The organism is Methanolobus zinderi, assembly GCF_013388255.1.
Lineage (GTDB): Archaea > Halobacteriota > Methanosarcinia > Methanosarcinales > Methanosarcinaceae > Methanolobus > Methanolobus zinderi.
On record NZ_CP058215.1, the window covers coordinates 2,165,468 to 2,177,638 of the forward strand.

At 47.0% G+C, this 12,171-nt stretch carries 17 protein-coding genes; 8 read left to right on the forward strand and 9 right to left on the reverse strand.

The genetic code is table 11. The features are described 5' to 3' along the window. Positions 1-72 precede the first annotated feature (72 nt). The 3 genes from HWN40_RS10645 to surE all read left to right on the forward strand — a co-directional run bounded on the left by HWN40_RS10645 (position 73) and on the right by surE (position 1,708). Positions 73-366, forward strand: coding sequence for a hypothetical protein (locus HWN40_RS10645; protein WP_176965709.1), 294 nt, complete (start codon positions 73-75; stop codon positions 364-366). Between the two features lie 62 nt (positions 367-428). Then, on the forward strand, positions 429-845 hold the full coding sequence (locus HWN40_RS10650) for a hypothetical protein (RefSeq protein ID WP_176965710.1): 417 nt from the start codon (positions 429-431) through the stop codon (positions 843-845). A gap of 74 nt (positions 846-919) precedes the next feature. Then, a complete protein-coding gene (gene surE, locus HWN40_RS10655; protein WP_176965711.1) occupies positions 920-1,708 on the forward strand; it encodes a 5'/3'-nucleotidase SurE in 789 nt (262 codons plus the stop codon). Between the two features lie 46 nt (positions 1,709-1,754). Here the strand turns inward: surE and HWN40_RS10660 are convergent, their stop codons facing one another. Further along, a complete protein-coding gene (locus HWN40_RS10660; protein WP_176965712.1) occupies positions 1,755-1,904 on the reverse strand; it encodes a hypothetical protein in 150 nt (49 codons plus the stop codon). Further along, entirely contained in the window at positions 1,894-2,829 is a 936-nt protein-coding gene (moaA, locus tag HWN40_RS10665; protein ID WP_176965713.1) for a GTP 3',8-cyclase MoaA, read from the reverse strand. The genes HWN40_RS10660 and moaA overlap by 11 nt, the downstream gene beginning before the upstream one ends. An 85-nt stretch (positions 2,830-2,914) precedes the next feature. Here moaA and HWN40_RS10670 point away from each other — a divergent pair, with 85 nt between their 5' ends. After that, on the forward strand, positions 2,915-4,234 hold the full coding sequence (locus HWN40_RS10670) for a cobyrinic acid a,c-diamide synthase CobB (RefSeq protein WP_176965714.1): 1,320 nt from the start codon (positions 2,915-2,917) through the stop codon (positions 4,232-4,234). On the opposite strand, the gene priL is transcribed toward HWN40_RS10670, so the two are convergent. The 4 genes from priL to HWN40_RS10690 all read right to left on the reverse strand — a co-directional run bounded on the left by priL (position 4,231) and on the right by HWN40_RS10690 (position 6,892). Next, on the reverse strand, positions 4,231-5,349 hold the full coding sequence (gene priL / locus HWN40_RS10675) for a DNA primase regulatory subunit PriL (RefSeq protein ID WP_343044084.1): 1,119 nt from the start codon (positions 5,347-5,349) through the stop codon (positions 4,231-4,233). The two genes, HWN40_RS10670 and priL, sit on opposite strands and share 4 nt — an antisense overlap. Continuing rightward, positions 5,324-6,061 carry a DNA polymerase sliding clamp gene (locus tag HWN40_RS10680; RefSeq protein ID WP_176965716.1) on the reverse strand — a complete coding sequence of 246 codons (738 nt, stop codon included), beginning with the start codon at positions 6,059-6,061 and terminating at the stop codon, positions 5,324-5,326. Before HWN40_RS10680 ends, priL begins: the two co-directional genes overlap by 26 nt. 122 nt (positions 6,062-6,183) lie before the next feature. Continuing rightward, positions 6,184-6,498 (reverse strand): transcription factor S, encoded by a 315-nt coding sequence (locus tag HWN40_RS10685; RefSeq protein ID WP_176965717.1) that lies wholly within the window; start codon positions 6,496-6,498, stop codon positions 6,184-6,186. Then, positions 6,476-6,892: an NUDIX domain-containing protein gene (locus tag HWN40_RS10690; RefSeq protein WP_176965718.1), complete on the reverse strand. Its 417-nt coding sequence runs from the start codon at positions 6,890-6,892 to the stop codon at positions 6,476-6,478. Before HWN40_RS10690 ends, HWN40_RS10685 begins: the two co-directional genes overlap by 23 nt. Before the next feature lie 65 nt (positions 6,893-6,957). Here HWN40_RS10690 and artA point away from each other — a divergent pair, with 65 nt between their 5' ends. From artA to HWN40_RS10710, 4 genes are read left to right on the forward strand one after another with little or no spacing between them, the layout of a single operon-like run. After that, positions 6,958-7,782 (forward strand): archaeosortase A, encoded by an 825-nt coding sequence (gene artA / locus HWN40_RS10695; RefSeq protein ID WP_176965719.1) that lies wholly within the window; start codon positions 6,958-6,960, stop codon positions 7,780-7,782. Next, positions 7,783-8,403, forward strand: coding sequence for a phosphatidylserine decarboxylase (locus HWN40_RS10700; RefSeq protein ID WP_176965720.1), 621 nt, complete (start codon positions 7,783-7,785; stop codon positions 8,401-8,403). 6 nt (positions 8,404-8,409) lie between these two features. Continuing rightward, on the forward strand, positions 8,410-9,072 hold the full coding sequence (locus HWN40_RS10705) for an archaetidylserine synthase (RefSeq protein ID WP_281361437.1): 663 nt from the start codon (positions 8,410-8,412) through the stop codon (positions 9,070-9,072). Positions 9,073-9,089: 17 nt separating this feature from the next. Continuing rightward, positions 9,090-9,443: a dihydroneopterin aldolase family protein gene (locus HWN40_RS10710; RefSeq protein WP_246275904.1), complete on the forward strand. Its 354-nt coding sequence runs from the start codon at positions 9,090-9,092 to the stop codon at positions 9,441-9,443. Here HWN40_RS10710 and hisC read toward each other — a convergent pair. The 3 genes from hisC to HWN40_RS10725 form a co-directional block, all read right to left on the reverse strand. Next, positions 9,428-10,534 (reverse strand): histidinol-phosphate transaminase, encoded by a 1,107-nt coding sequence (hisC, locus tag HWN40_RS10715; protein ID WP_425487354.1) that lies wholly within the window; start codon positions 10,532-10,534, stop codon positions 9,428-9,430. The two genes, HWN40_RS10710 and hisC, sit on opposite strands and share 16 nt — an antisense overlap. Continuing rightward, positions 10,515-11,690 carry an acetylornithine transaminase gene (locus HWN40_RS10720; protein ID WP_176965724.1) on the reverse strand — a complete coding sequence of 392 codons (1,176 nt, stop codon included), beginning with the start codon at positions 11,688-11,690 and terminating at the stop codon, positions 10,515-10,517. The genes hisC and HWN40_RS10720 overlap by 20 nt, the downstream gene beginning before the upstream one ends. 131 nt (positions 11,691-11,821) lie before the next feature. Beyond that, on the reverse strand, positions 11,822-12,169 hold the full coding sequence (locus tag HWN40_RS10725) for a hypothetical protein (RefSeq protein ID WP_176965725.1): 348 nt from the start codon (positions 12,167-12,169) through the stop codon (positions 11,822-11,824). Between the last annotated feature and the right edge of the window lie 2 nt (positions 12,170-12,171).

Sequence of the window (12,171 nt, forward strand, 5' to 3'; positions counted from 1 at the left end):
CTACATACTCAAAAAATCGAGTACATTATGTTTAAATAGATGCTCAGAAACTAGCATAAATGGTGATGACCGATGGAATCAATGCGATATATGTCATTTGTATTTAGAGGTTTGGTCGAAGAGTACAACAACTCAGGGGCAAGACCTTCGGTTTTCATGGATGCTGGTGGTAATTTACAGGTATACCTGTGTGATCCCATCGTCGAAGAAAACAGAGAAGAATACGGTATAGATCTTGAAGGCGAATATGACGTTAACGGTGGCCAGTTCACTGAGATGTATGACGCATTGAAACTTATTGCACCTGCTCCCCTTGAAGCTGAGACCAATCTGAATCTCAGAAAAAAAGTAGCTGACAAACGTTAATTTGTTCTAGCACGGGAAAAACTGCAGGCATATGGACGAGGTCTGCAACAGGACGAGAGAGAATGGACTACAAAAAACTCCTGAAAGTCTTGAAGAATTCCAAACAGGTTTACAGGGAAGACTATGTTAGGAAGATTTTCAGGAGCTCACACTACGACATAGGACTTTTTGAGACTCAGTTGAATGAGTTCAATGAAACATTAAAAGGAAAGGATTCAGACCTTGCAAGAGAGTATATGGACAGGACAATACTTGCCCAGGTGCTTGATGATGCTTCCTTATTGCTTGAAATTGCAAGGGACAACAAATGCCTCAGTGAAGAACAGAATGAGGCGGTTGTTGATATAATAGAACAACTTGACAGCATGAGCGAAGACATTGAGGTCATCGAGCAGGTCAAAGCCCTCTCGGAATTACCGGAAGGTTCTGACCAGGAGATCATTTCCAAAGAAAGGAAAAGGATCTTTGCAAACGTGTGATCACCGGGATTTTGCTCTTAGCTTTTTTTATTTTAGCCATTAGCTTTAAAACTTTAACCTACAAAGAGTAGGCCATGTCCAGAAAGATCCTTCTTACCAATGACGATGGCGTATATTCCGCAGGCATAAGGGCTGCTTACAGGAGCGTTGCGGACCTGGGGGATGTTACCGTGTCCGCACCCATTATGCAGCAAAGTGGTGTGGGACGCTCAATATCTATTTTTGAACCACTCAGGGTGACGACGACCAGAATAGACGGAGTCGAGGTGAACGCGGTTGGCGGAACACCCACGGACTCTGTGATCATAGGCATGTTCACAATAATGAAGGAAAAACCCGACCTCATACTTTCAGGTTTCAATATCGGAGAGAATATCAGCACAGATACAATAACCACCTCCGGCACCATAGGTGCGGCACTCGAGGGTGCAAGTTACGGCATACCCGCAATTGCGGCATCTGTTCAGGTGAAAGAGGAAGGCGACAAGTTCGATGATCACAGAGATTATCAGCATGACTTTGAAGTCGGGATCAAGGTAGTCAACAGGATAGCCAGGAAAATCATTAAGCACGGCCTTCCCCAAAACGTGGATCTGTTAAACGTCAACCTGCCCTATCATGTAGAAGAAGATACTGAAATCGAGATCACGCGTCTTTCCAGGAAGCTGTTCAGGACCGATGTGGAGGAAAGACACGATCCCAGGGGCAGACCGTACTACTGGATAGCAGGCGACCTGATAAATGAAGACGAAGAGGGTACCGATGTTGATGCACTTGTCAGCAAGGGACACATATCCGTAACACCGATCTCACTGGATGCCACATCCCCCATTGGCTTCTCGGAGATAGAGCATCTGCTATGAACAGGAGTATGTCGATAAAAGATTAAGGTAAAGAAAAAGACAAAATTTATTTCTTTATTTTCAGAACAATCTCTGTGCAGTCATCCTCGACTCCGCGCAGAGTTCCTGTGGCACCGACTACAGTACTTCCCAGGATATCCTGTACAAAACGATTTATCTCTATGTTTTTACCGTCAACTGTCAGTTCAACTTCCATTTTTATCTCTCCTCTCTGTGTAAAAAGGCACTCTTCTGCTCACTGCACGCTGCAGCAAGCCCGGCAGTTCTTCCGGATTTGCACCCGAAACATCCACCAGATTATTGTTCACAAGCAGACAGGGTTTGAGCTTGCCTTCCGCTGTGACACGTAACCTGTTGCAGTTAGCACAGAATTCCGTATTGTCAATGGGGCGTACGAATTCCACTTCTGCACCATTGATTATGTATTTTTTCCTGTGATGCATCCTGCGTACTTTGACATCGCTGGCACGGTCAAGCAGTTCATCCTCGACCTTATCGGCATCAACGTGGAACTCTGCAACATCCTTGAAATCCATAAGCTCGATCAGTTGCAGTATGACATCTCCCTTGAACTTCCCCGTGAATTCAAGCATATCCTCGATTTCCGTCTCGTTGAGGTCCTTCAGGAGCACCATATTCACCTTAACAGGCTTCAGGCCCACACGGACGGCTTCCTCTATGCCTTCGAGTATCTGACCGAGAACGTCCTTTTTGCAGTTTGTGATCATGCGAAACTTTGCAGGGTCGAGTGTATCCAGGCTCACGTTCACCCGGTCCAGCCCGGCATCTTTTAAAGACTGTGCCCTGTCCTTTAGCAAAATTGCGTTTGTGGTCAGAGATACATCCTTAAGCGGTGGCAGTGCGGCAAGGATCTCCTCAAGGTCTTTCCTGAGGAGAGGTTCCCCTCCGGATATCTTGAGACGGTCGACACCAAAATCCGCAGCCGCCCGTACAATGTTTACAATTGTATCAACCGACATCTCCCGTACACTGCCCGGATCTCCTTCGTTGTGACAGTAAATACAGTTGAGATTACACCTGTTAGTAATGGACATTCTCAGACTTCTGACCGTTCGTCCGAACGGATCCGTCAGAGTGGTGCATGCCACGGATGAATTCATAGTACGTAGATAGGCTGCGCTTATTTAACTATTTTGAATAGGGACAGGAACAATACATATATACAAACTGGACAAACTAACCTGCATGACAAAAGCTGTACTACTTGCAGGAACGAACAGTGGTGTCGGAAAAACCACTGTGTCCATGGGAATAATGGCGGCCCTGAAAAAAAGACAGATGGAAGTACAACCTTTCAAAGTGGGACCTGATTACATCGACCCCACATACCACACCGCAATATGCGGTAAACCCTCAAGGAACCTCGATACCTTCATGATGCAGGTTGACGGGGTGAGAAACACTTTTTCCAGATACTCCAGTAATGCGGACATCAATGTGATAGAGGGAGTCATGGGGCTCTTCGACGGCATGGGAGCCACAGAGACAGCGAGCTCCGCACACGTTGCAAAATCACTAGATGTGCCCGTGATCCTGGTGGTCAATGTCCACGGCATGTCCAGAAGTGCCGCTGCAATGGTTAAGGGATTTTCCGAATATGATAAGGATGTAAATGTTGCAGGAGTGATCCTTAACAAGGTAGGCAGCCCGAGACACTCACAGATGATCATTGATTCCATTCAGGACATCCCTGTTGTGGGCACACTCCCACGCAACCAGGACGTAACCGTACCTTCACGCCATCTTGGCCTCTACATGGCACATGAGCAGGAATTTGATGCCTCAGGACTGGCAGATTTTATCGAGGAGAATATCGATCTTGACGCAATAATCTCCATTGCGGAAAGTGCCCCGGATATGGGGGATGCAACTGTGGAGGAAACTCCTTCTGATGACAGGGTGAAGGTAGGTATCGCATATGATTCCGCATTTTGTTTCTACTATCAGGATATGTTCGATGCTTTCAGGCAGGCCGGAGCAGAAGTTGTCTTCTTCAGCCCCATGGAGGGAGAAGTACCGGATGTGGATGGCATGTACTTTGGTGGCGGATATCCGGAACTTCACATGGCAGAGCTGGAAAGCTCAAAGACAACAAAGTCCCTGAAAGATCTCTCTACCGACGGCATGCCCATCTATGGAGAGTGCGGAGGACTTCAATACCTTTCAACATCTTATGAAATAGAGGATACCGTTTACAAGATGGCAGACCTATTCCCTGCGGAAACTGTGATGACAAAAAAGCTTCAGGCTCTTGGCTACACCGAGGGTACGGCAAAGGGAGACTTTATCAGGGGAACCATCAGGGGACATGAATTCCACTATTCAGCCACATATTGTGATAAAGATGCAAAGCTGATCTATGAGATGAAGCGCGGAAAGGGGATCGTGGATGGTATGGACTGTATCACCGAACACAACTCACTGGCAAGTTATACACATGCACACCCTGCCTCATTCCCGGTTAAGAGCTTTGTTGACCGATGCAGGGAATACAAACGAAGTTAAGAATCAGGTTTAGATCCGGTTTTGGCGTCATCAGTCTTTGATGGTGCCTTTGCTTTATTTTTTTGTGCATCCCTGTTCTTAAACCAGAGCTTGCGCCTGTAATATCCCAGAGGATGCTTGACCTTTTTGCAGTGCTCGTCCGGGGCATAGCAGTTGCCGTAGGTCTTCATTGTTGAACATGAAGGTGGTTTGTAATTTGTCCCCGATGCACCGGCGATATGTTCAACCTGGTATCTCGCCTTTTCCTCGTCGAAATCAGGAGATGTGGTAAAAAGGTTCATGATATCATCCACCGACATACCCACAGTGAGCAAAAAGGACGTCATTGCAAACCTCATGGAATGGGCAAGGTTGACACCTGCCTGTGTCTGTGATACTGCATAGATAACACATGGTGGAAACAGGCCGCTTTCCACAGTACCGAATTCCGTACCGTCCCCGAAGGTACTCTTGCGTTCATGAAGCGCGGTCTTTATCTCTTCGAGATAGGGCTCACATGCATGCTGTATGTCCTCCGGGACTGATACAGGTAGGCTACCTTCGATTCGGTTTTTGATACCTTCCTGGAGCAGACGTGCAAATTCATCCTTTGAGACCTTTACATAGCCATGATCCAGTTTGCGGTTCACCAGTTTCCATTCGCTTGCCTTCAGGGTACTTGCAAGCCTGATGTAATCCGTGAAATGCATCCTGAAACCGGAATCATCGGATTGCGCCTGTATATCGAATTCAAGAGAGAACTCCCTGAGAAAAGCAGGCTCCCTGCCTTTCAGTGATTTGTATGAGGAGACAGCTTCTGCAAGAGCATATCTCCTGGTCAGAAAAGAATCGTCCACGCATGAGACAAGTATACGTGAGAAAGGATAGGAAAGGAGCTCGATGAGTATCTTACGATCATCGGAACTCATAAGACCGGGTTTGAGAATATCGCCCTCAATTGCCTGCAGCACCCTTTCCTTGCCGCGCAGGCGTGCCGAATCCATGGCCCTTGAGGATATCAGCCTGTCAAGGGAGAAATCAAGGCTTGCCACATAACCGGAAGCCTCGCTTACGTAAGGATATAGTGCAAGGTCCTTGTGTTCCATGTCCTTAATCAGATTCGATACGTGGGGCAAGTAGATATCCGATCCTGCCTTCACCGCCGGCAATCGTGAAACCGATCTTGACAGGGAAGTCCTTACCCAGCTCAACTGTTACTTCATTGGACTTTGATGCGGGTTTGACTATGTCGGATAGATAATCCAGTGAGAAGAGCGAACGTGCTTCACCGGACTTGAGATCTATGAGCTGGTCACGTGGAATATCAAGCCTTACACGATCCGTATCGCCTTCGGCTTCCATGTAGAATGCATCGCCTTCAACTCCCAGTAACATGTGGTCGCTAATTTTTTCCGCTGCCTTGACGGCCCTCTGCAGATCCTTGCCGTTTAATACGACCTCTGCCGGAAGCTCAAGCTGGGGTATCCTGGGCTCTGCCCTGACGGTCGACGGGTCAAGCAATGCAAGGGTATAAGACAGGCCACCAACGTGAAGTGACATCTTCTGCGACATCTCATCAAGTTCCATACTTACCTTGTCATCTCTTCCTGCCACGCCGAAAATGTCGCTGATCTTGGACAGGTCCATGCCTATCTCACTGTCATCAGCAGCGAATTCTTCAAAGGCATTTGAACCGAGTTCAAAACTGACCATTGCCACATTCGCAGGGTCCACCGCCCTGACAGTAAATCCTTCCGGAGATATTTTGAACCTCGCCTCATCAACAAGAACTGAAAGTGCCTCTATGGAACTCTTAAGTGTATCTGCATCGATTGTTGCCTTGAACATCTGGATTCTCCGCCAAATAAATTTGATTTTTAGGTCATTATACACATTTACTAATAAAAGCTTTCGTGAAAATAATCTGAAAGTTTGTGCAACCTGCCCTTATATTGTGCAGTAATTATATATTAATCATACTCACGCCAGGTAGTTCCACATTTGGTACACTTGAAGAAACGTGTTTCAGATTCATCAGCAGACCTGAGCTGGCGAAGCCACCAGTATGCGACGTTATGGCCACATTCCTCACACCTGACTGATGTTGTCGGAAGACCCTGTGCGGTCTCACCTTCAAGGACCGTTACTTCCCTGTCGGAGCGCTCCGATCTGGACACCAGTGATCCATCTTTGGCTTCCTTTTCTTTCACATAACCGCATTTCCTGCACTGAGAGACACCTTTTACCGGAAACATCATACTTTTACATTTTGGACAAAATTCCATCAATCTCACCTTGTGACTGCTCTAATATCATATTGTGGTCAAACGCCATTTCGGGTAAATTCGAAATATCAAAGAGATGTGCGCCACTGGCATCTGAACCTGCTTTGAGATCTCCACTACCGACTGACAGATAGACCACACTTACCGTATGTCCTCTTGGGTCACGCCGGGGGTCAGAGTATACCCCAAGTAACTTAACTATTTCTATCGACAGCCCGGTTTCCTCCAGAGCCTCCCGTACCACCGCTGCTTCCACGGTCTCACCTATTTCAACAAAACCACCCGGCAAAGCAAACTTTCCCTGAAAAGGAGGGTTTTTACGCCGTATCAGGACAATTCTGCCATCATACAGGATCACAGCATCAACTGTCAGTTTTGGTGTTTCGGGGCACATAGGAACAAAAACTTAATACGCTAAATCAAATATATAGAGCGCATACCTATTAAAGGTGCTTGTAAATGATAGAAAATGTACTTTGGGTTGCTGTGGCATTCATGCTTGCCAGTGCGCTTACACCCAGAAAAAAGAATTGGCGCAAACTGCTGGGTGCGGCAGGCTGGGTATTCTTTGCAATACACTGGTTCATCCAGCCAGGGCACTACCTGGAGATCAATGACTACTTCAATGTCGCGCTGGTTATAACCGTAGGTATACTCTGTCTGATGATATCATATACTATGTTCAGGGAGTACAGACATCCGGAGATACTGGAGAATAAGTCAGCAGACATAACATCCATGGCAACAAGCGCAACAGCCCTTGGATCATTGTTCTACTTCCCCTTTGCACAGATGGAATCCCTCAATGTATGGATCATCGGCCTTGTTACGGACAACGTACTCTGGACGATGCATCTGCTGAACATGCCCGCGGAACTGACAGCCTGGAACAAGATTGGTCTTAACGGGTATAGAGTAGAGATAATTCTTGCCTGTACTGCCATTGAGAGTATCGCCCTTTTCATCGGGCTCATAATCTCTGTGGATGCACCATGGAAGAAACACTTAAAAGCATTCCTCGTTTCCGTACCTGTTATATACGGTTTAAATATAATAAGGGATGTATTCGTAATTGCTGCTTACGGATACCAATGGTTCGGCCCTAACAGCTTTGAGATCGCACATCACACCATCGGGAAGATAGGATCCGGCATAGCACTCTTTGCCATAGCTTATGTGGTCATGCGTATCCTTCCGGAACTTATAGAGCTCATCGAAGGAGTATGGCTGTTGGTCACCGAATGCATCCAGAATATATTAAAAAAAGTCGTAGGAAATAATTAGATGCTTGCAAAAGGTTCGGCTCCCTGGATAGTGACTGCAGTTACTATCAGTATATTCGCTACCATTGCCCATTTTTTTTTAAGCTGGCCACATACGGATAAAATAGCCTTGCTTGGAATTGCCGTTACCATATTCTTTTTATTCTTTTTTCGGGACCCTGAAAGAAAGGTCGACCAATGTGACAGGATCATGCTTGCACCTGCCGACGGAAAGATCGTTGACATCAGGGGACGGAAGATCTGCATTTTCATGAATTTCCAGAATGTCCACGTTAACAGAGTGCCCATTAACGGAAAGATCCACTCCATCGTGCATAAGAAAGGAGGATACATACCTGCATTCTGTAAGGATTCGGACAGGAACGAGCGCAGTCATATGCTCATAGAGACAGAACACGGGCTGGTAGAAGTCATACAGATTGCGGGAACTGTTACCAGAAGAATCGTTTCATATGTAAGGGAAGGGGATCACCTGACACAGGGAGAGAGGTTCGGAATGATACGTTTCGGGTCAAGGGTTGATGTAACGATCCCCGAGAACTTTGACATAGCCTGCGAGATCGGTGACAGGGTGTTTGCAGGCTTAACGGTGATCGCCAGGGCGACAGACTGTGAGGAGTGAAAAAACATTTTACGGAGTTTGAAATTAGCCGACATTGTCACCTTATTCAATTCACTGTGTGGACTGCTGGCAGTAATTGTGATCCAGGATGGCTTTACCTATCTTGCCCCCATACTGATACTTGCGGCTGCTGTGGCAGATGGTGTTGACGGATATCTTTCAAGGCTTTTTTCAGGAAGCGAGTTGGGAGCAAATCTTGATTCACTCGCAGATATCGTTTCATTCGGACTTGCCCCCGCTGCTATCCTTTATTCGTTTGCGGGCGAGAGTGCAGGATATCTGCTTTTTACAGCACTCAGCTTTTACTTTTTCTGCGGGATGCTCAGGCTGGCAAGGTTCAATACATCACATCAGGGTCTTCCCTCTTTCAGGGGACTCCCGATTACCGCAGGAGGTATCATCCTCTCAGCATATGTACTGGCGGGCGAGAATTACTTTAACAGCTATCTGGCAATACTGCTTGCTTTTGTCATTGGCTTGCTCATGATCAGCAGGTTCACATACATGAAAGCGAGAAAACCAGAGATCGTAACACCTGTGGCATTGGTCTTCGGAATAACCATTCTGTCCTATGCGGTCAACCTGAGTTATACGCATCTAATGGCAAGCCTTTTACTGGGCATAATGTTACTATACGTGATATCACCTGCAATAAAAAAGGCTGTATAAAAATGAAGGATACATACATGATAACAGACAGAGACAACGTATTATTTGAGGCAGGCATCAAGCTTGGAGCCCTCTACCATCAGTTCACAGGCTCACCCGTCAATCTCAGGACCGTAGAGAGCCTTGAGACCGCAATACAGGAAAGCATTTCGGTACAACCCTTTGTCAAAGACATAACTGTCTCCATCGACAGGGACATAATCCGTTCCAGACTGAATGATGAGTTCGGCTACTGCGAACTGGAAGGCCGTATGCTTGATGTGAAAATCACAATGAGATATGAATCAGTACTTGCTGATGTGAGTCTGGCATTCGACCAGGAACTTGACTACCCGCTTATGAAAATAGATAAAGTTTACAGCTCTGACTGAGCTGCAACTTCTTTGAATGCTTCGACTACCATTTCATTCTGCACGCCTGTGCCAACGGTCACACGTATCAGAGAATCACCGGCTCCTTTGAAAGAGCTGCAGTCCCTGACGATAATCCCCTTTTTCAACAGCTTCTCAGTAACATCCTTTGATCTTAAGGGTGCAACATCCACAAGTACGAAATTAGCCTGCGAGCCGTAGACCCGGAAAGGAATATGTTCTGCAAGATAATCGCGCCCTTCCCTGGCACAGAGAATGCTTTTTTCCAGGTGATCGTTTTCAGATAATGCCGCAACACCTGCTGCAATGGACGGAACACTGATGTTAAAGGGTGTTGCTATCTTCATGTACTCTTGCTTGATCCATGCAGGCATAATACCATAACCCAGCCTCATGCCGGCAAGTCCGAATGCCTTGGACAGTGTTCGTCCGATGATAAGGTTGTCATACTCGTTCACAAGATCGGCATAGTTGCGGTCTGCAAACTCCACATAGGCCTCGTCCACAAAGACCAGACCCTTTGTGTGTTCCAGTATACGGCGCAGATCGGCCTCTGGAATTTGTTTGCCGGTCGGGTTGTTAGGCGAGCACAGGAATATTATCTTCGTACCTGATGATTCGGCTTCAATTATCACATCGGCATCCAGTACAAAATCCTCCCCCAGATTCACATGAACAGCTACCGCTCCGTTTGCGCGGGCTGCAACCTCATAATAGGAGAATGTAGGGATCGGGAGGATGATCTCGTCACCCGGTGAAATCAGTAATCTCATAAGGTTGTCCAGCAGACCGTCCATCCCCGGACCTGCGGCACATATGTTCTCTGCAGGGAAGCCCGTGTATTCGGAGATGGCATCCACAAGCTCGGATGCGTCTGCCGATGGGTAGATATTCACTTTTCCGGCATGATCTCTGATGGCCTTGATGGCTTCAGGAGAAGGTCCCAGTACATTCTCATTTGAACCAAGTTTTATGATGGAAGCCGGATCAAGACCGTATTTGCGGGCGATATCCTCAATGGATTTACCAGGTACATATTCAGCTATGTTGGCAATTTCCGGTTTTATCAGCTCAGGCCTGCTCAAGCACATCCACCACCGCATCGATCTGCTCTTTGCTAATTGTAAGAGGAGGAGCTATACGCAGCACTTTTTCCGAGGTGCAGTTTAGAAGCACACCCTTTTTCATGCAGGACTCTACAATGTCCGCACACTTGCGATCAAGTTCGACACCTATCATAAGTCCGCGTCCGCGAACCTCCACAACACCGTCCAGAGACATGTTCCTGAGACGGTCCATGAAATACTCACCCATTTCCTGAGAGTTCCTGAGAAGATTTTCTTCACGGATGACCTCAATGGATGCCAGGGCTGCAGCACATGCCAGAGGGCTGCCGCCAAAGGTTGCCGCATGCTGACCCCTGTCAAACGAAATGCCGTCACGCGCGGCAATGGCACCCATGGGGAAGCCTCCACCCATTGCCTTTGCCATTGTCATGATATCCGGCTTAACACCGGAGTGTTCCTTGCAGAACCATTTCCCAGTACGTCCAAAACCTGTCTGTACCTCGTCAAAGATAAGCAGGGTATCAGTCTCGTCACATATCCTGCGGACCTCCTGAAGATACTCGTCGGACGGTACATTGATACCGCCTTCTCCCTGTATCGGTTCCACTATCACAGCCGCGGTATTTTCTGTTATCGCATCGGCAAGAGCCCCGGCGTCATCGTATGGGACAAACTTCTCTTCCTGGACCAGCGGTTTGAAAGGGTTGCGGTAGATATCCTTATAGGTCACCGAAAGTGATCCCATGGTCCTGCCGTGGAACGATTTCTCCACCGCCACAAAATCGGTCTTGCCGGTGGTCACACGTGCAAGTTTCATGGCAGCTTCAACCGCCTCGGTTCCCGAATTGCAGAAGAATACCCGTGACATACCTGTGATACCTGCAAGCTCCTTAGCAAGTTCGGCCTGAACTGCTGTATAGTATAGATTGGAAACGTGAATCAGCTTCCCGGCCTGTTCTTTGATAGCTGCCACAAGTTTGGGGTGGCAGTGACCTATATTGTTTACAGCTATTCCCGCAACACAATCGATGTATTCCCTGCCGTTGATGTCGCGTACAATACAGCCCTTCCCGCTTTCAAGTACGATATCATAGCGGCCGTAGTTCTGCATGACGTATTCAGCGTCCTTTTTGATAATAGATTCATGATCCGGTGATTGTGAGGTAATATTCTCTGTCATGTAAACACCCTGTGGACTATAATATTGAATTAAACTATTAAAGCTGGCTATTGAAATTCAGGAAAAGTACAAAGATTTTACTGCCGGAAAATAAGCAGACCAGAAAAAGAGAAGAAAAAAAGGTCCCAAAATCAGAGAATCCTTTTGTCAGGAACCCTTATGGCAACATAGAGATTCACAAGGAAGACCAGGACCAGTGCCTGAAATGTTGCAAGCGCGATTCCCGTAAACGTATTATACTGCCCGCTTGCCACTGCAACCGGTTCACTGATGCTGACGTAAGCCTCGGACAGATACAGCAGAAAACCGATCGTCATAAGTAAGAAGTACCTTTTAATCTTGCTAAAAGAAACGTATATTCGTGAGCGGATCACATCCGCGTCGATCCTTACCAGTAAGTTGGAAATTAATAGCGCGACCACAACAATACCCAGTCTGGTCGCAAAATCCAGAAAGTTGAATACTCCAATCGAATTCATAA